15 protein-coding genes are annotated in these 18,024 nt (G+C 68.7%); 10 read left to right on the top strand and 5 right to left on the bottom strand.

The features are described from left to right. The 3 genes from ACE3T5_RS17260 to ACE3T5_RS17250 form a co-directional block, all read left to right on the top strand. Positions 1-1,307 (top strand): (Fe-S)-binding protein (locus ACE3T5_RS17260; protein WP_374669336.1); only part of this gene is annotated, 1,307 nt, incomplete at its 5' end. A gap of 25 nt (positions 1,308-1,332) precedes the next feature. Further along, a complete protein-coding gene (locus ACE3T5_RS17255) occupies positions 1,333-1,923 on the top strand; it encodes a DUF3501 family protein (protein WP_374669335.1) in 591 nt (196 codons plus the stop codon). A 15-nt stretch (positions 1,924-1,938) separates the two neighbouring features. Continuing rightward, positions 1,939-2,694, top strand: a complete 756-nt coding sequence (locus ACE3T5_RS17250) for a hypothetical protein (RefSeq protein ID WP_374669334.1) — start codon at positions 1,939-1,941, stop codon at positions 2,692-2,694. Here ACE3T5_RS17250 and ugpQ read toward each other — a convergent pair. The 5 genes from ugpQ to ugpB form a co-directional block, all read right to left on the bottom strand. Further along, positions 2,657-3,394, bottom strand: coding sequence for a glycerophosphodiester phosphodiesterase (gene ugpQ / locus ACE3T5_RS17245; protein ID WP_374669333.1), 738 nt, complete (start codon positions 3,392-3,394; stop codon positions 2,657-2,659). The two genes, ACE3T5_RS17250 and ugpQ, sit on opposite strands and share 38 nt — an antisense overlap. After that, positions 3,394-4,404 carry a sn-glycerol-3-phosphate ABC transporter ATP-binding protein UgpC gene (gene ugpC, locus ACE3T5_RS17240; protein WP_374669332.1) on the bottom strand — a complete coding sequence of 337 codons (1,011 nt, stop codon included), beginning with the start codon at positions 4,402-4,404 and terminating at the stop codon, positions 3,394-3,396. Before ugpC ends, ugpQ begins: the two co-directional genes overlap by 1 nt. 1 nt (position 4,405) lies before the next feature. Beyond that, a complete protein-coding gene (ugpE, locus tag ACE3T5_RS17235; protein ID WP_374669331.1) occupies positions 4,406-5,260 on the bottom strand; it encodes a sn-glycerol-3-phosphate ABC transporter permease UgpE in 855 nt (284 codons plus the stop codon). 15 nt (positions 5,261-5,275) lie between these two features. Continuing rightward, entirely contained in the window at positions 5,276-6,157 is an 882-nt protein-coding gene (gene ugpA / locus ACE3T5_RS17230) for a sn-glycerol-3-phosphate ABC transporter permease UgpA (RefSeq protein WP_374669330.1), read from the bottom strand. 191 nt (positions 6,158-6,348) lie between these two features. Beyond that, positions 6,349-7,653 (bottom strand): sn-glycerol-3-phosphate ABC transporter substrate-binding protein UgpB, encoded by a 1,305-nt coding sequence (ugpB, locus tag ACE3T5_RS17225; RefSeq protein ID WP_374669329.1) that lies wholly within the window; start codon positions 7,651-7,653, stop codon positions 6,349-6,351. A 207-nt stretch (positions 7,654-7,860) separates the two neighbouring features. Here ugpB and ACE3T5_RS17220 point away from each other — a divergent pair, with 207 nt between their 5' ends. The 7 genes from ACE3T5_RS17220 to ACE3T5_RS17190 all read left to right on the top strand — a co-directional run bounded on the left by ACE3T5_RS17220 (position 7,861) and on the right by ACE3T5_RS17190 (position 17,857). Then, positions 7,861-11,760 (top strand): DUF3683 domain-containing protein, encoded by a 3,900-nt coding sequence (locus ACE3T5_RS17220; protein ID WP_374669328.1) that lies wholly within the window; start codon positions 7,861-7,863, stop codon positions 11,758-11,760. Next, complete coding sequence (locus ACE3T5_RS17215; RefSeq protein ID WP_374669327.1) at positions 11,757-12,233, top strand: HIT family protein; 477 nt, start codon at positions 11,757-11,759, stop codon at positions 12,231-12,233. Before ACE3T5_RS17220 ends, ACE3T5_RS17215 begins: the two co-directional genes overlap by 4 nt. 119 nt (positions 12,234-12,352) lie before the next feature. Continuing rightward, positions 12,353-13,885: a FecR domain-containing protein gene (locus tag ACE3T5_RS17210; protein WP_374669326.1), complete on the top strand. Its 1,533-nt coding sequence runs from the start codon at positions 12,353-12,355 to the stop codon at positions 13,883-13,885. A 75-nt stretch (positions 13,886-13,960) separates the two neighbouring features. Beyond that, a complete protein-coding gene (locus ACE3T5_RS17205; RefSeq protein ID WP_374669325.1) occupies positions 13,961-15,637 on the top strand; it encodes a ShlB/FhaC/HecB family hemolysin secretion/activation protein in 1,677 nt (558 codons plus the stop codon). A 36-nt stretch (positions 15,638-15,673) separates the two neighbouring features. After that, positions 15,674-16,084: a gamma-butyrobetaine hydroxylase-like domain-containing protein gene (locus tag ACE3T5_RS17200; protein ID WP_374669324.1), complete on the top strand. Its 411-nt coding sequence runs from the start codon at positions 15,674-15,676 to the stop codon at positions 16,082-16,084. Positions 16,085-16,107: 23 nt separating this feature from the next. Continuing rightward, entirely contained in the window at positions 16,108-16,839 is a 732-nt protein-coding gene (gene ubiE / locus ACE3T5_RS17195) for a bifunctional demethylmenaquinone methyltransferase/2-methoxy-6-polyprenyl-1,4-benzoquinol methylase UbiE (RefSeq protein ID WP_374669323.1), read from the top strand. A 31-nt stretch (positions 16,840-16,870) separates the two neighbouring features. Then, positions 16,871-17,857: a Tim44 domain-containing protein gene (locus ACE3T5_RS17190; protein ID WP_374669322.1), complete on the top strand. Its 987-nt coding sequence runs from the start codon at positions 16,871-16,873 to the stop codon at positions 17,855-17,857. Positions 17,858-18,024 lie beyond the last annotated feature (167 nt).

The raw sequence follows: 18,024 nt of genomic DNA, 5'->3' as shown, positions 1-18,024 counted from the left end.
TCGCCTGGAAGACGCCCGAGTTCTACGACGAGGCCGCGACCTTCAAGGAGATGGAGCGCATCTTCGACATCTGTCACGGCTGCCGCCGCTGCGTCAGCCTGTGCGGCTCGTTCCCCACGCTGTTCGACCTGGTCGACAACGGCAAGACGGGCGAGATGGACGGCGTGGACAAGAAGGACTACTGGAAGGTGGTCGACCAGTGCTACCTGTGCGACCTGTGCTACATGACCAAGTGCCCCTACGTGCCGCCGCACGAGTGGAACCTGGACTTCCCGCACACCATGCTGCGCGCCAAGGCCATCAAGTTCCGCAAGGGCGAAGTGAGCGGCGGCGAGAAGTTCCTGGCCTCCACCGATGTGCACGGCTCCTTCGCGGGCATCCCGATCGTGGTGCAGGTGGCCAACGCGGTCACCTCCACCAAGCCCGCCCGCGCGTTGATGGAAAGCACGCTGGGCGTCGACCGCAACGCCTGGTTGCCATCGCTGGCGACCCGCAAGTTCCGCAGCCAGGCGCCGAAGTCCGCCGATGTCCCGGTGAAGGATGGCGAGCGCACACCCGGCAAGGTCGCGATCTTCTCGACCTGCTATGTCAACTACAACGAGCCCGGCATCGGCATGGATCTGCTGAAGATCCTGCAGCACAACGACATCCCGTACGTGCTGGTCGAGAAGGAGCAGTGCTGCGGCATGCCCAAGCTGGAGCTGGGCGACCTGGAGTCGGTGGATGCCAGCAAGCGGGCCAACATCCCCGTGCTTGCGAAGTACGCCAAGGACGGCTTCGCCATCCTCTCGGCGGTGCCCAGCTGCACGCTGATGTTCAAGCAGGAAATCCCGCTCATGTACCCGGACGAGGCCGACGTGCAGGCCGTCAAGGCCGCCATGTGGGACCCGTTCGAGTACCTGTCGGCGCGCCGCAAGGACGGCCTGCTCAAGACCGAGTTCCCGCAGTCCCTGGGCAAGGTGAGCTACCAGGTGCCTTGCCACAGCCGGGTGCAGAACATCGGCAAGAAGACCGAGGAGATGCTGAAGATGGTGCCCGGCACGTCCGTGCAGACCAACGAGCGCTGCTCCGGCCACGCCGGCACCTTCGGCGTGAAGAAGGCCTATCACCAGATGGCCATGAAGATCGGCAAGCCGCTGTTCAAGAAGATGGCCGAGCACCCGCAGGGCGGGCTGCCGGACTACATCAGTTCCGACTGCCCGCTGGGTGGCCACCACATCGCCCAGGGTTTCGAGGTCAATGGCCTGGGCGCGCCGAAGCTGGAGCACCCGCTGACGCTGGTGCGCATGGCCTACGGCCTGAAGTAGCGACCGAGTGCAAGGAAACACCATCATGCAGACCACCGGCAAGATCGCACCGGACAACCTGATGACGCTCGAGGCCTACTCGAAGTGGCGCAAGACGCACCACGCCGAGGTCATCGCCCATCGCAAGCTGCGCAGCGTGGCGCTGGGCGACCACATCACGGTGCAGTTCGAGAGCGAGCTCACCATGCGCTACCAGATCCAGGAGATGCTGCGCATCGAGAAGATCTTCGAGGAAGAGGGCATCCAGTCGGAGATCGACGCCTACGCCCCGCTGGTGCCCGACGGCACCAACTGGAAGGCCACGATGCTGATCGAGTACCCGGACATCAACGAGCGCAAGCGTGAACTGGCCCGCCTGATCGGCGTGGAGGACCGCATGTTCGTGGAGGTCGAGGGTCACGCCCGCGTCTATGCCCTCGCCGACGAGGACCTGGAGCGCGAGAACGACGAGAAGACCTCCTCGGTGCACTTCCTGCGCTTCGAGTTCACGCCCGCCATGTGCCAGGCGGTGAAGGCGGGGGCCGCGGTGAAGCTGGGCTGCGACCACACGAACTACCCGGCGCACGTGGCCATCGCGCCCGAGACGCTGGCTTCGCTCGCGGGCGACCTGCGCTGACGGCCCGCCGCGGCCATGCGCGCGGTGGTCGCCTTCTTCGGCCTGCCGCGCTGCTCGGCGGTCTGCTGGCCATCGATCGAGCGCCACCTGCTGGCGCCGCTTGCCACGGCCGCGTCCGTGACGGTCGTCGCCCACCTCTACCGGCAGGACCGCGTGGTCAACCCGCGCAGCGGGGAAGACGCCCCGCTGCCCGAGGCCAACTACCGGCCGTTCGAAGCCTTCCGCACGCAGATCGAGGCGCGTCCGCTGGATGAGCCGGGTCTGCTGGCCAGCCTCAAGCCGTATGGCGATGCCTGGGGTGACGGCCATGTGTCGTTGGTCAACCTGCTGCTGCAGTTGCGCTCGCTGCATCTCGCCACCGCGCTGGCCGCGGCGGAGGCACCGGATGTGGTGCTGTTCGCGCGGCCCGATCTGCAGTATCACGAGCCGCTGGCGCCGGCCGTGATCGACCATGCGGCTTCGGGCGCCATGCACCTGGGCCTGCCGGCCTGGGAGGCCTGGGGCGGGCTCAATGACCGTTTCGCGCTGGCGGGCAGCGGCGTGTACCGGGCCTACGGGTCGCGGCTGCTGCTGGCGCCGCACTACTGCATCCAGACCGGCCTGCCGCTGCATTCCGAGCGCTTCCTGGCCTACGCGATGCGTTTCGCTGGCGCGCAGGTGCGTACCTTCGATCAGCGGGCGAGCCGGGTGCGCGTGGACGGCAGCCTGGCGGAGGAGGACTTCGAAGGCCGGCTCAGTCCGCTGGTGCGAACAGGTCCACCCGGTCCGTGATGAGGCCGTCGGTCCCCAGTGCCAGCAGGCGTTGCGCCGCCCAGGGATCATTGGGCGTGTAGCTCAGGCAACGCAGGCCGGCCCCGTGCACCTGCGCCACGAGCGCCGCATCCCACAGCGCATGGTTGCAGACGATCGCCACGCACTGCAGGGATTGCGCCACGGCGAACCAGCCGTCCCACAAGGTATCGAGCAGCAGCCCGCGCGGCAGCTGCGGCTGGGCCGCCTGGGCCGCTTGCAGGGCCTCGGGCCGGAAGGAGGTGAGCAGCGGCGGCACCGCCTGCCCGGCCCAGAGCCGCGCCGCATGGTGGGCGACCACTTCGCCGGTGCGGGCCTCCAGGCCCGGCGTGGGCTTGATCTCGATGTTGAGCGCATGCCCGTTGGCGAGGCAGTAGCGGGCGATGTTCTCGAAGCTGGGCAGGGGCTCGCCCGCATGGGCACGCGAGTGCCATCCGCCTGCGTCGAGCCGCGCGAGATCGGACCACGACAGGTCGCCCGCGGTGCCGCGGCCGTTGGTCGTACGTTCCAGCGTGGCGTCGTGCAGCAGGAAGGGCACCTCGTCGGCGGAGAGCTTCACGTCGCACTCGAACATGCGGTAGCCGTGTTCGGCGCCGAGGCGGAAGGCGGCGAGGGTGTTCTCGGGGGCGAGCTTGCCCGCGCCCCGGTGCGCGATCCAGCGCGGGTAGGGCCAGGCGGGCATCACGCGGCGATCCGCTTGCCCGTGGTCACGTCGAAGGCATGCAGGCGGTCTTCGCGCGGGCGCACATGGAAGACCGATTCCGCTGCGGGCACGGGGTGGTGCTCGTCGACCCGCACGATCAGCTGCTCGTCACCCAGCCGCCCGTAGATCAGGCGCTCGGCGCCCAGCAGCTCCACCGTCTCGACGCGCACGGCCCAGCCGGTGTCCGACACGTCCAGGTGCTCGGGCCGGATGCCGGTGATCGTCCCGGCGCGGCCACCGGGTGCGTTCTTCAGCAGGTTCATGGGCGGCGATCCGATGAAGCTGGCGACGAAGGTGGAGGCCGGCCGGTGGTACACCTCCTCCGGCGTGCCGAACTGCTCCATGTTGCCGGCATTCATGACCAGCATGCGCTGCGCCAGCGTCATCGCTTCCACCTGGTCGTGCGTGACGAAGAGCGAGGTGATGCCCAGCTCGCGGTGCAGCTTCTGGATCTCCAGCCGGGTCTGCGCTCGCAGCTTGGCGTCGAGGTTGGACAGCGGCTCGTCGAACAGGAACACCTGCGGCTGGCGCACGATGGCGCGGCCCATGGCCACGCGCTGGCGCTGGCCGCCGGAGAGCTGGCGCGGCTTGCGGTCCAGCAGGTGCGACAGTTCCAGGATGCCGGCTGCCTTGTCCACGCGGGCCTTGATCTCGTCGGCCGGCACCTTGCGGATCTTCAGGCCGTAGGCCATGTTCTCGAACACGCTCATGTGCGGATAGAGCGCGTAGTTCTGGAACACCATGGCGATGTCGCGCTCGGCCGGCTCCAGCTGGTTCACCACGCGCCCGCCGATGTCGATCTCGCCACCGGAGATCTCCTCCAGGCCGGCGACCATGCGCAGCAGGGTGGACTTGCCGCAGCCCGAGGGCCCGACGATGACGACGAACTCGCGGTCGGCGATCTCGGCGTTCACGCCGTGGATCACCTGCAATTCCTGCTTGCCCTTGCCGTACTTCTTGATGACGTTGCGAAGAGAGATCGAAGCCACTTTATTTCTCAGTATCTACCAGGCCCTTGACGAACCACTTCTGCATCACGATGACCACCACCGCCGGCGGCAGCATGGCCAGGATCGCGGTGGCCATCACCACGTTCCACTCGATGTAGACCTCACCGAAGATCAGCCGCTTGATGCCCATGACGATGGGGTACATCTTCTCGTCGGTGGTCACCAGCAGCGGCCACAGGTACTGGTTCCAGCCGTAGATGAACTGGATCACGAACAGCGCCGCCATTGACGTCTTGGACAGCGGGATCAGCACGTCCCAGAAGAAGCGCATGGGCCCGGCGCCGTCGATGCGCGCGGCCTCCACCAGTTCGTCCGGCACGGTCAGGAAGAACTGGCGGAACAGGAAGGTGGCAGTGGCCGAGGCGATGAGCGGGATGGTCAGGCCCGACATCGTGTTGAGCATCTTCAGGTCGGAGATGACCTCGTACGTGGGTCCGATGCGCACCTCGACCGGCAGCATCAGCGTGACGAAGACCATCCAGAAGATGATGTTCTTGGCCGGGAAGCGGAAGTAGACGATGGCAAACGCCGACAGCAGCGAGATGGCGATCTTGCCGATGGCGATGATCAGCGCGCTGGCGAGGCTGATGCCCATCATCGGCAGTGCCGGGGCCACGGTGGCGCCGGCTTCCGTCTTGCCGCCCAGCAGCGCGAAACGGTAGCTCTCGAGCATGTTGCTGCCCGGCAACAGCGAGATGGGGTTGCTTGTGGAGATCTGCTGCGCGGTCTGCGTCGAGCCGATGAAGGTGACGTAGATCGGGAAGAACACCGCGATCACCCCGATGACCAGGATGAGGTGGCTGAAGAAGTCCAGGATGGGGCGGCGCTCGATCATCGGTGATCCATTCTTCTAGTAGTGGACCTTCTTCTCGACGAAGCGGAACTGCACCACGGTGAGGGCGACGACGATGGCCATCAGCACCACCGATTGCGCGGCCGAGCCGTTGATGTCCAGCGCCTTGAAGCCGTCGTAGTAGACCTTGTAGACCAGGATCGCCGTCTCCTTGCCCGGGCCGCCGTGCGTGGCCGCGTCGACGATGGCGAAGGTGTCGAAGAAGGCGTAGATGATGTTGATCACCAGCAGGAAGAACGTGGTGGGCGACAGCAGCGGGAACACGATGGTCCAGAAGCGCCGCCAGGGCGACGCGCCGTCGATGGTGGCGGCCTCGATCAGCGATTGCGGGATCGATTGCAGCCCGGCGAGGAAGAACAGGAAGTTGTAGGAGATGTGCTTCCAGATCGCCGCCATCACGATCAGCGCCATGGCGTGGTTGGCGTTGAGCAGGTGGTTCCAGTCGTAGCCCATCTCGATCAGCGCGTAGCGGATCACGCCATAGGGCGAGGCGAACATCATCAGCCACAGCACGCCGGCCACCACCGGCGCCACCGCGTAGGGCCAGATCAGCAGCGTCTTGTAGATGCCGGCGCCGCGCACCACCCGGTTGGCCATGACCGCCAGCAGCAGGGAGATGGCCAGCCCGCCCACGGCCACCAGCACCGAGAAGATGGCCGTGGTCTTGAACGAGGCCAGGTAGCTCGGGTCGTTGAACAGGCGCTTGAAGTTGTCGAGGCCGACGAACTCGCTGGTGGAGCCGAAGGCGTCCTGCTGCAGCACCGACTGGTACAGCGCCTGGCCGGCCGGCCAGAAGAAGAACACCAGGATGATGGCCATCTGCGGGGCGATCAGCACCCACGGCAGCCATGCGGACTTGAAAAGGACCCTCTTCTCCATGGCGTGACATTCTGTCGGATAACGTCGGTCCCGCGAAGGCGGGACATCAGACGGTGGGGTGCGGGGACCGCTGGGGTTGCGCTGCCGCTCCACCCCAGCCTACGAGGGATGGGGTCGTCACCCTCCCCCGCCCGGCGGGGGAGGGCCGGGGAGGGGGTGCCGTCAGTCCGGCGGCAAAGCCAACAAGTCCGTCAGGACTTGTTGGCTTTCTGGAAGCGCTCCAGCAGCTCGTTGCCGCGCTTCACGGCGGTGTCCAGCGCCTCCTTCGGCTGCTTGGCACCGCGCCACACGCCTTCGAGTTCCTCGTCGATCACGGTGCGGATCTGCACGAAGTTGCCCAGGCGCACGCCGCGCGACTTGTCGGTCGTCTTGCGGATCATCTGGTTCACCGAGACGTCGTAGCCGGGGTTCTGCTTGTAGAAGCCGGACTTGTCGGTCAGCTCGAACGAGGCCTTGGTGACCGGCAGGTAGCCGGTGCGCTGGTGGCTCTTGGCGGCCACGTCGGCCTGCGACAGGTAGTTGAAGAACTGGGCTACGCCCTTGTATTCCTCGGCCTTCTTGCCCGACATCACCCACAGGCTGGCGCCGCCGATCACGGTGTTCTGCGGGGCGCCCGGCACGTCGGGGTAGTAGGGCAGGGTGCCGATGCCGTAGGCGAACTTGCTGTTGCGCTTCACGCTGCCGGCCAGGGCGGACGAACCCGTGGCCATGGCGCACTCGCCCGAGACGAAGGTGGCATCCGCCGCGTTGTTGCGGCCCTTGTACACGAACAGGCCGGTCTTGGCCATGTTCGCCAGGTTCTCGATGTGGCGCACGTGCAGCGGGCTGTTGAAGGCCAGCCGCGCGTCATTGCCGCCGAAACCGTTGTTCTTGGTGGCGAACAGCACGTTGTGCCAGGCCGAGAAGCTTTCCAGCTGGGTCCAGCTGATCCAGCTCGTGGTGAACGGGCACTTGTGGCCGGAGGCCTTCAGCTTGGCGGCTGCCAGGGCCACCTCGGGCCAGGTGGTCGGCGGCTTCTCGGGGTCCAGGCCGGCGGCCTTGAAGGCGTCCTTGTTGTAGTGGAAGACCGGCGTGGAGCTGTTGAACGGGAAGCTCAGCATCTGCCCGTTGGGCGCGGTGTAGTAGCCGGACACGGCGGGCACATACACCGAGGGATCGAACTTCAGCCCGGCCTTGGTCATCACCTCGGCCACCGGGACGATCGCACCCTTGGAGGCCATCATGGTGGCGGTGCCGACCTCGAACACCTGCAGGATGTGCGGGGCGTTGCCGGCGCGGTAGGCCGCGATGGCGGCCGTCATGGACTCGTCGTAGCTGCCCTTGAACGTGGGGACGATCTTGTAGTCCTTCTGGCTGGCGTTGAATTCCTTCGCGAGGTCGTTGACCCATTCGCCCAGGGCACCGCCCATGGAGTGCCACCACTGGACTTCGGTCTGGGCTTGCGCGGACAGGCTGACGAGCGCGGCGGTCGCGAGGACGGATAACTTAAGTTTCATGAAGCACTCCTTGGATGCGGGAAAGGTCAGGACTCTAAGGCCCCTTTGTGACAATTGATCGGCCCGGCGCATTAGACCGGCGCCCTCCGGGCCGGACAAGCGGGTTTGCCATAGGGGCATGGCAGGGGCCTGACCCCGGCCGCATGGTGCACTGCGGTAACATCCCCCCTCAGCCGAGTGAGACGTTTGGCTGACAAGAGCCCTCTGATGAACGCTCCCGCAACGCTCGAACACCTCCTGGCCAACGCGGATGAGGAAGCCCCTCGTCTGCGCGAGATCCCGTACAACTACACCTCGTTCTCGGACCGCGAGATCGTCATCCGGCTGCTGGGCGCCCGCGCCTGGGACGTCCTCAACCGCCTGCGCGAGGAGCGCCGCACCGGCCGCTCGGCCCGCATGCTGTACGAGGTGCTGGGCGACATCTGGGTCGTGCAGCGCAACCCCTACCTGCAGGACGATCTGCTCGACAATCCCCGCCGTCGCCGGCTGCTGGTCGAGGCCCTGCACCACCGCCTGGCCGAGATCGAGAAGCGCCGCACGCCGCAGGCCGACGCCACGCGCGACGCGCTGGTGGGCGAGCTGCTGGCCGCCGCCCGCGAGGCCGTGGGCCGCTTCGATGCCGCCTTCGGCGAGACGGCCGCGCTGCGAGCACGCGCCCAGCGCGTGCTGCGGCGCTGCACGGCGCGCGACAACATCCGCTTCGACGGCCTGTCGCGTGTCTCGCACGTGACCGACGCCACGGACTGGCGCGTCGAATACCCGTTCGTGGTGCTGACGCCCGACACCGAGGCCGAGATGGCCGCGCTGGTGAAGGCCTGCATCGAACTGGGCCTGACCATCATCCCGCGCGGCGGCGGGACCGGCTACACCGGCGGCGCCGTGCCGCTGACCTGGAAGAGCGCGGTCATCAACACCGAGAAGCTGGAGGCGATGACCGAGGTCGAGCTGGTCGCCGTCCCCGGGCACTCGCAGCCGGTCCCCACCGTCTGGACGGAGGCCGGCGTCGTGACCCAGCGCGTGGCCGATGCCGCGGAGCGCGCCGGCTACGTGTTCGCGGTCGATCCGACTTCGGCCGAGGCCTCCTGCATCGGCGGCAACATCGCCATGAACGCCGGCGGCAAGAAGGCCGTGCTGTGGGGCACCGCCCTGGACAACCTGGTGTCCTGGCGGATGGTGACGCCCGACGCCGAGTGGCTGGAGGTGGTCCGCCTGGACCACAACCTGGGCAAGATCCACGACGCGCCCGTGGCCACCTTCGAGCTGCGCTACTTCGCGGCCGCCCCGCGCATCGACTGGACGAAGCCCGCGCGCGTGGAGCGGCTGGAGATCCCTGGCGCCCGCTTCCGCAAGGAGGGCCTGGGCAAGGACGTGACGGACAAGTTCCTCGCCGGCCTGCCGGGCATCCAGAAGGAGGGCTGTGACGGTCTGATCACCAGCGCGCGCTGGGTCGTGCACCGCATGCCGAAGCACACCCGCACCGTCTGCCTGGAGTTCTTCGGCAACGCGCGCGACGCCGTGCCCAGCATCGTGGAGATCAAGGACTTCATGTTCGCCGAGCAGGGCCGCACCGGCACCGTGCTGGCCGGCCTGGAACACCTGGACGACCGCTACCTGCGCGCGGTGGGCTACGCCACCAAGAGCAAGCGCGCCGTGCTGCCCAAGATGGTGCTGATCGGCGACATCGCCGGGGACGACGCCGACGCGGTGGCGCGGGCCACCTCCGAGGTGGTGCGCCTGGCCAACTCGCGCAGCGGCGAGGGCTTCGTCGCCATCAGCCCGGAGGCACGCAAGAAGTTCTGGCTGGACCGCAAGCGCACGGCGGCCATCAGCCGCCACACCAACGCCTTCAAGATCAACGAGGACGTGGTCATCCCGCTGCCGCGCATGGCGGAGTACACCGACGGCATCGAGCGCATCAACATCGAGCTGTCGCTGGCCAACAAGATCCGCCTGACCGACGAACTGGAAGCCTTCTTCCTGCGCGGCCGCCTGCCCCTGGGCCGGCAGGACGACGCCGGCGAGATCCCCTCGGCCGAGCTGCTGGAAGACCGCGTGGCGCAGGCGCTGGCCGTGGTGCGCGAGGTGCGCACGCAGTGGCAGGGCTGGCTGGCTGACGTGGAGCGGCTGTTCCCGCAGCTGCAGGACCACAGCCTGCGCGCGAGCTGGAAGACCCAGCTGCGCGCGCCGCTGGCGCAGGTCTTCGCCGGCACCGCCTTCGCGCCCATCCTGGACGAGCTGGGCGCCATCCACAAGCGCGTGCTCAAGGGCCGGGTCTGGGTGGCGCTGCACATGCATGCCGGCGACGGCAACGTGCACACCAACATCCCGGTCAACAGCGACGACTACGACATGCTGCAGACGGCCCACGCGGCGGTCAAGCGCATCATGGCCCTGGCGCGCTCGCTCGACGGCGTGATCTCCGGCGAGCACGGCATCGGCATCACCAAGCTGGAGTTCCTGACCGACGAGGAACTGCAGCCCTTCGCCGACTACAAGCGCCGCGTCGACCCCGAGGGCCGCTTCAACCGCGGCAAGCTGCTGCGCGATGCCGCCGTCGGCGAGCGCGGCGACGGCGCGCCCTCGCATGCCGACCTGACGGACGCCTACACGCCCAGCTTCGGCCTGATGGGCCACGAGTCGCTGATCATGCAGCAGAGCGACATCGGCGCCATTGCCGACAGCGTGAAGGACTGCCTGCGCTGCGGCAAGTGCAAGCCCGTGTGCGCCACGCACGTGCCCCGCGCCAACCTGCTCTACAGCCCGCGCAACAAGATCCTGGCCACCTCGCTGCTGGTGGAGGCCTTCCTCTACGAGGAGCAGACGCGCCGCGGCGTCTCCATCAAGCACTGGGAGGAGTTCGAGGACGTCGCCGACCATTGCACCGTCTGCCACAAGTGCTTCAACCCCTGCCCGGTGAAGATCGACTTCGGCGACGTGACGATGAACATGCGCAACCTGCTGCGCAAGATGGGGCAGAAGAGCTTCCGGCCGGGCAACGCGGCCGCGATGCTGATGCTCAACGCCACCAACCCGCAGACGATCAAGCTCATCCGCGCCGGCATGGTGGGCCTGGGCTTCAAGGCGCAGCGGCTGGCCGCCGACCTGCTGGGCGGCCTGGCGCGGCGCCAGACCAGCCAGCCGCCCGCCACCACCGGCGGCCCCGCGCCGGTGAAGGAGCAGGTGATCCACTTCGTCAACAAGAAGCTGCCGGGCGGCCTGCCCAACCGCACCGCGCGGGCGCTGCTGGACATCGAGGACAAGGACTACGTGCCCATCATCCGGGATCCGAAGGCCACGTCGTCGGAGTCGGAAGCGGTGTTCTACTTCCCCGGCTGCGGCTCGGAACGCCTCTTCTCGCAGGTGGGCCTGGCCACCCAGGCCATGCTCTGGCATGCGGGCGTGCAGACCGTGCTGCCGCCGGGCTACCTGTGCTGCGGCTACCCCCAGCGCGGCTCCGGCCAGTTCGACAAGGCCGAGAAGATGATCACCGACAACCGAGTGCTGTTCCACCGCGTGGCCAACACGCTGAACTACCTGGACATCAAGACCGTGGTGGTCTCCTGCGGCACCTGCTACGACCAGCTGCAGAGCTACCAGTTCGACAAGATCTTCCCGGGCTGCCGCATCATCGACATCCACGAGTACCTGCTCGAGAAGGGCATCCGCCTCGAAGGCTCGGGCGGCTACCTCTTCCACGACCCCTGCCACTCGCCGATGAAGCTGCAGGACCCGATGAAGACGGTCAAGGCGCTGGTGGGCGACCAGGTGCGCAAGTCCGAGCGCTGCTGCGGCGAATCGGGCACGCTGGGCGTGACGCGGCCCGACATCTCGACCCAGGTCCGCTTCCGCAAGGAGGAGGAGCTGCGTCGCGACGAGGCCGCCCTGCGCGCCACGGGCGCGGTGCCGGCCCAGGGCCCGGTGAAGATCCTGACCAGCTGCCCGAGCTGCCTGCAGGGCCTCACCCGCTACGGCAACGACCTCACGAACGGCCTGCTGGAGGCCGACTACATCGTCGTCGAGATGGCCCGGCACATCCTCGGCCCCGACTGGATGGCCGATTACGTGCGGGCCGCCAACGCCGGCGGCATCGAGCGCGTGCTGGTGTGACCGCCGCGCCTGCCCCTGCCGGGCAACGGGTGGCTGGCTGCCCGCTGTGCGAGGGGCCGGGCGGCCGCCTGGTTCACCAGGGTGCGCGCTGGCGCGTCATTCACGCGCAGGAGCCCGGCTTCCCGGGCTTCTACCGCGTGGTGTGGACGGATCACGTCGCTGAGTACTCGCAGCTCGACGCGTCGGACCGCAGCGCCTGCATGGACGCCGTGGCCGAGGTCGAGCGCGCCCTGCTGCGTCACCTGGCCCCGGCCAAGGTCAACCTCGCCGCCCTCGGCAACATGGTGCCGCACCTGCACTGGCATGTGGTCGCGCGCTTCGACTGGGACAGCCGATTCCCGGCGCCGCTGTGGGCGCCGGCCGTGCGGGAGCCGGCCGCGGCCGCGCTGTCGGCGGTGGAAGCCCGGCTGCCCGCGCTGGAGGCCGAGCTGGGCGTGGCCCTGGCCGGGCTCGAAAATCGCACGGCGGCGTGAAATCCGCAACGCTGCACCCCCCGGCGGGTCGAAGCGGCTGGGTGGTGGGCGCGCGACCGTGTATAACCGCAAATGGTCAAGTGGATTCCGGCCTGGGCGCCGGCTACCGGAGGTTCGTCATGCATAGCGCAAAACAACACGGGTTCCGATTCGCGGCCCTGATCGCGGTACCCGTCATGCTGCTGGCGCAGGTCGCCCAGGCCCAGTCGGCGGGTGAAGTGGAGTTCTCACGCGGGGTCGGCTTCGCGCAGACGCCCGGCCAGACGCCGCGCACCCTCGGCAAGGGGATGACCGTCAAGGAGGGCGACCGTCTCACCACCTCCGACGGCGCCTCGGCCATCATCAAGCTGCAGGACGGCACCCGCATGACGGTGCGGCCCAACTCCGAGCTGGTGCTGCAGCAGTACCAGTTCAAGGAGAACGCGCCCGACAACAGCATGCTGATGCAGCTGGTGCGTGGCGGCTTCCGGGCCGTGACGGGCGTCATCGCCAAGAACTCCCCCAACGCGGCGCGGGTGCAGACCAGCACCGCCACCATCGGCATCCGCGGCACCGACTTCGACGCCCGCCTGTGCAAGGGGGATTGCGCCGGCGAGTCGGCCAAGGTGACCGACGCCGCCCGGCCGAACGCGCCGCTGGCCAGCGCCCGCATCATCAACTCGCAGGGCGAGATCTTCGCCACCGACGCCAAGGGCGACCGCCGCCGGGTGGTCGACGGCGGTGCCATCTACCCAGGCGACCTCATCGAGACCGGCGCCGGCTCGCAGGCCGTGCTCGCCTTCCGCGACGACACGCGCATCACGCTCGGCTCGCAGACGCGCTTCCGCGTCGACAACTTCGTGTTCGACGCCAAGAACGCCGGCGAAGGCCGCTTCCTGGCCTCCGTGCTGCGCGGCTCCGTGCGTGCCCTGACCGGCCTGATCGCCAAGGCCAACAACAAGAACGTGGGCTTTGCCACCGCCACCGCCACCATCGGCATCCGCGGCACGGGCTTCGACCTCAAGTGCACCGGCCCCTGTGCCTCCGAAGGCACGGGCGGCGGTGGCGCGCCTGCCCGCGGCACCACGACCAGCTCGATGGACCTGTGGGAACTGCACGCAGCACTGGCAGCGCAGGCCGAGGCCGGCAGCGCGGGCGCCAGCCCGACCGAGGCTGGCGGCAGCGGTGACGAAGCCGGCCAGAGCGCCCCCTCGGGCGAAGGCCTCACGCTGTGGACGTGGCTGGGCTCCATCGAGGTCGGCGGCGGCCAGACTGCCCTGCAGGTGCTCAATGCCGGGCAGGGCCTGTTCATTCCGCCGTCCGGCCCGGTGCAGCCCATCTTCCAGCAGCCGCAGATGGAAGGGCCGCAGCCCAACAACGTGCAACCGCCCCCGACGTTGTTTTCGAACGACAACAACGTGGGTGACGGTTCCGAGGGCCTGTTCGTCTTCGTGCGGGACGGCCACATCCAGATCGTGTCCGCCGGCCAGGTGCTGGATCTCGGCCGCGGCGAGGCCGGCTTCTCCGGCCCCAGCGGCAATGTGGGTCGCCCGAACCTGATCCCGAAGTTCATGGACTTCGACAACATCCCGCTGCCCACTTCCAACAATCCGCTGCTGAGCGCGATCCTCGGCGAGCAGGGCATCAAGAACAACCAGGTGCGTTGCCAGTAGGCCGTCAGCGGGTGACAAGCCGCGCACCCGGATGCGAGAATCGCACCGCAACAAGAACGTGAAGCGGCCCAGAAAATGAACCGACGCAACGATGTGCCGCGCCGCGCGCGGCGCGCATGGCTGGCCCTCCTGACAGTGGCCGCCGGCCCGGTCCTGGCCCAGAGCCCCGCGCCTGCCCCGGCGGCGCCGGCTGAAGCGCCCGCCCCGGCGGCGCCGGCCCTGCCGCCGAACCCGCCCATGGCCACGCCGGCGGCGCCCACCGTCTTTGCCATCCGCGGTTTCCAGGTCGAGGGCGACAACCCGCTCGGCGACGGCGAGACATCGCAGGTGCTCGCGCCCTTCCTGCGCGCCAACGCCACCATCGAAACCCTCCAGCAGGCCACCGCGGCACTGGAAACGGCCCTGCGCAACAAGGGCTTCGGCCTGCACCGCGTGGCCCTGCCGCCGCAGGAAGTCGGCGACACCGTCAAGCTCACCATCGTCACCTTCGCCATCGGCAAGATCGACATCGCCGGCGCCAAGATCTACGACGAGGCCAATGTCCGCCTCACCGTGCCCGAGCTGAAGGAGGGTGCCAGCCCCAACTTCAGGGTGCTCGCGGTGCAGACGGCCATCGCCAACGAAAACCCGAACAAGCAGGTCCAGGTGGGCCTGCGCGAGTCCGAGCAGCCCGACCGGATCGACGCCACGATCTCGGTGCGCGAGCAGAAACCCTGGACCCTGGGCGCCTCGCTGTCCAACGCGGGCTCCAAGTCCTCCGGGCGCGACCGCTTCACTCTCACCGGGGGCCACACCAACCTGTTCAACCTGGATCACCAGTTCCAGGGTGCCTACACCACCTCGTTCGAGAAGCCGGGCGACGTGCGGCAGATCGGCCTGCAGTACCGCGTGCCGCTCTACAAGCTGGGTGGCGTGCTCGGCCTGAGCTACACGCACTCCGACGTGGTGGGCAACTTCGGCACCTTCACCAGCACCGGCGCGGGCCATACGGCGGGCATCAGCTACACGGCCTACCTGCCGCCCGAGGGCGGGCGCCGCTCGTACGTGACCATCGCGCTGGACGACAAGGTCTTCGACGCCGCGCGCATCAACGACATCATCGTGCCCGGGGCGCTCAGCCGCCGCAGCCGGCCGCTGTCGCTGGGCTACACGGCCCGCACCGAATCCGACACGTCGGTCTGGGGCTACAACGCCGATCTCGCGTTCAACACCGGCTCGGGCAGCGGCAACACCCTGGCCGCCTACCAGAGCGAGGATCCCCGCATCGACACCGCCCGCTGGAAGGCGCTGCGTGGCGGCATCTACTACACCGCCCCCGCGTTCGAGAAGTGGCTGTGGGCGGCACGTGGCGCCTGGCAGTACAGCCCGGATGTCCTCGTCTCGGGTGAGCAGTTCGGCCTGGGCGGGCAGGGCTCCGTGCGCGGGACCGAGGTCGAGCGCCCGCTCTCCGGCGATCGCGGCCTGTCCGGTTCGCTGGAGCTGACCACGCCCGAGCTCGCCACCGGCCTGCGTGTGCTGGGCTTCGTCGACGCCGGCTGGATCGGCAACAACAACCCCACCTCGCTCGCCAAGCCCGGCAGCGACCGCGTGGCCAGCGTGGGCCTGGGCCTGCGCTACACCACCGGCGTGTTCGCGCTGCAGGCCGACTACGGCCGCATCGTGCTGGGCAGCAAGGTGCCGCTGACCGTGAACATGTCGGCCCCGCAGAAGGGTGACGATCGCCTCTATCTCAACCTGTCCGTGCGGTTCTAGCGGGCGGTGCCACGGCCGGCCGCATACACTTGCGGCATGGCTGCCACGCTGCAAGAGACTCCTACCCCCGAGGCCCTGACGCTGCACGCGCGCTCGCGCGTGCTGGAAATCGCCTTCGCCGACGGCGCCCGTTTCCGCATTCCGTTCGAGCTGATGCGCGTGTACTCGCCCTCGGCCGAGGTGCAGGGCCACGGCCCCGGCCAGGAAGTGCTGCAGACCGGCAAGCGCGAGGTCGAGATCGTCGACGTCGAGCCGGTCGGCAACTACGCCATCAAGCCGGTGTTCTCCGACGGCCATGACAGCGGCCTGTTCACCTGGTCCTACCTGCATCACCTGGGCGCCAACCAGGACGCGCTGTGGCGCGCCTATGAGGAGCGCCTCGCCGCGGCCGGCGTCGACCGCGATGCGCCCATGACCGAGCGCGCCGGTGGCGCCTGCGGTCACTGAACGTGACAGGGAAGGCCAGGACGATGAGCCAGACCCATTTCGGCTTCGAGACGGTGGACGAACGCGACAAGGCACGCCGCGTGCGGGGCGTGTTCGAGTCCGTCGCGCCGCGCTACGACCTGATGAACGACCTCATGTCGCTCGGGCTGCACCGCGCCTGGAAGGCCTACACCGTGATGGTGGCCGATGTGCGGCCTGGCCACCGCGTGCTGGACATCGCCGGCGGCACCGGTGACCTGGCGAGCGCATTCGCGCGGCACGCCGGCCCCAGCGGCCTGGTGGTTCACACCGACATCAACCCGGCCATGCTGGGCGTGGGCCGCGATCGCCTGCTCGACGCCGGCCAGGTGCTGCCCACGCTGGTGTGCGATGCCGAGCGGCTGCCCTTCGCGGACGCGTCCTTCGACCGCGTGAGCGTGGGCTTCGGCCTGCGCAACATGACCCACAAGGACAGGGCGCTGGCCGAGATGCACCGCGTGCTGCGCCCGGGCGGCAAGCTGCTGGTGCTGGAGTTCTCGCGCGTCGCGCAGCCGCTGCAGAAGGCCTACGACTGGTACTCCTTCAACGTGCTGCCCCGCCTGGGCCGGCTGGTGGCCGGCGACGAGGCCAGCTACCGCTACCTTGCCGAGTCCATCCGCATGCATCCGGACCAGCAGGCCCTCAAGGCCCTGATGCAAGAAGGTGGTTTCGGTCATGTGGACTATCACAACCTCACGGCGGGCGTGGCAGCATTGCATGTTGGAATCAAGTGCTGAGCCGCGCCGGCGCGCGGAGGAGGGCAAGTCGATGACGAAGCTGGGGACGCTGCTGCTGGCCCTGACGCTGGTGTTGGGTGCGGCGGATGCCGACGCCGCGCGCCGCCTGGGCGGCGGCGGCTCGGTGGGCCAGCAGTCGTCGAACGTGGCCCGTCAGCCCGCGTCGCCGCAGCCCGCGGCACCGCAAGGGCAGCCCGCCAATGCGACGGCTGCGCAGCCGTCTCCGGCCGTGAATGCGGCCACCGCGCAGGCCGCGCCGCGCAGCCGCATGGGCGGCCTGCTGGCGGGCGCGGCCGCCGGGCTGGGCCTGGCGTGGCTGGCCCACTCGCTGGGCTTCGGTGAGGCGTTCGCCCAGTTCCTGCTGTTCGGGCTGCTGGCCCTCGTGATCATGGTCGTGGTCGGCCTGGTGCTGCGGGCGCGGCGCGGCGCGGGGCGTCCGGCAGCCGGGTACGCGCTGCAGGGCGCAGGCGCCGAGGCGCCGCTGGAGCCGCGTCAGTACAGCCCCGACAAAGTGGGCAACGATGCCTCGGCCCGGCCCTGGGAGCGGTCCAGCATGGCCTTCGACGCCGGCCAGTACGCCCCCCCGGGCGGCTGGCGCGCGGCCTCCGGTTCCGAGCTGGCGCCCGGCTGGGGCGTGCCCGAGGGCTTCGACACCGAGTCCTTCCTGTCGGCGGCCCGGCGTCACTTCATCACCCTGCAGGACGCCTGGGACCGCTCGGACATCCCCTTGCTGCGCAGCATGATGACGGATGCCATGCTGGCCGAGATCCAGGTGCAGCTCGCCGAACGTGATCGCCATGCGGCGGAGCCGAACCGCACCGAGGTCGTCATGCTCGAGGCCCGGCTGCTCGGCATCGAGGACCTGGGCGCCGCCTACATGGCCAGCGTCGAGTTCTCCGGCATGATCCGCGAGGAACCCTCCGCCGGGCCCAGCCCGTTCCGCGAGGTGTGGAACATGACCAAGCCCCGCGACGGCTCCACCGGCTGGCTGGTGGCCGGCGTGCAGGCCCTGCAATAGCAGCAGGCCCGTTCCGGCGGGCCTTTGTCATCAATAATCCGGGGCATGGTGCGTCGTGACGTTGAGGAAGGACTGATCCCCGCGGGGGGAGGACCGACCTTGGCTTGCTGCGCCACTCCAACGGGTGAAAGTCCCGTCCCGGTAGGCGTCGGTGCGCCGGGTAGCAG

It is taken from the genome of Ramlibacter sp. (genome assembly GCF_041916345.1).
Classification (GTDB): Bacteria; Pseudomonadota; Gammaproteobacteria; order Burkholderiales; family Burkholderiaceae_C; genus Ramlibacter.
This window is presented reverse-complemented; position numbering and strand designations above follow the sequence as displayed.

Bases quoted from the DNA above. Each gene is read 5' to 3' on its own strand.
- ugpA (WP_374669330.1), bottom strand. From the start codon at position 6,157: ATGGAGAAGAGGGTCCTTTTCAAGTCCGCATGGCTGCCGTGGGTGCTG.
- ACE3T5_RS17190 (WP_374669322.1), top strand. From the start codon at position 16,871: ATGACGAAGCTGGGGACGCTGCTGCTGGCCCTGACGCTGGTGTTGGGT.
- ACE3T5_RS17205 (WP_374669325.1), top strand. From the start codon at position 13,961: ATGAACCGACGCAACGATGTGCCGCGCCGCGCGCGGCGCGCATGGCTG.
- ugpB (WP_374669329.1), bottom strand. From the start codon at position 7,653: ATGAAACTTAAGTTATCCGTCCTCGCGACCGCCGCGCTCGTCAGCCTG.
- ACE3T5_RS17220 (WP_374669328.1), top strand. From the start codon at position 7,861: ATGAACGCTCCCGCAACGCTCGAACACCTCCTGGCCAACGCGGATGAG.
- ACE3T5_RS17250 (WP_374669334.1), top strand. From the start codon at position 1,939: ATGCGCGCGGTGGTCGCCTTCTTCGGCCTGCCGCGCTGCTCGGCGGTC.
- ugpE (WP_374669331.1), bottom strand. From the start codon at position 5,260: ATGATCGAGCGCCGCCCCATCCTGGACTTCTTCAGCCACCTCATCCTG.
- ACE3T5_RS17210 (WP_374669326.1), top strand. From the start codon at position 12,353: ATGCATAGCGCAAAACAACACGGGTTCCGATTCGCGGCCCTGATCGCG.
- ugpQ (WP_374669333.1), bottom strand. From the start codon at position 3,394: ATGCCCGCCTGGCCCTACCCGCGCTGGATCGCGCACCGGGGCGCGGGC.
- ACE3T5_RS17255 (WP_374669335.1), top strand. From the start codon at position 1,333: ATGCAGACCACCGGCAAGATCGCACCGGACAACCTGATGACGCTCGAG.
- ACE3T5_RS17200 (WP_374669324.1), top strand. From the start codon at position 15,674: ATGGCTGCCACGCTGCAAGAGACTCCTACCCCCGAGGCCCTGACGCTG.
- ubiE (WP_374669323.1), top strand. From the start codon at position 16,108: ATGAGCCAGACCCATTTCGGCTTCGAGACGGTGGACGAACGCGACAAG.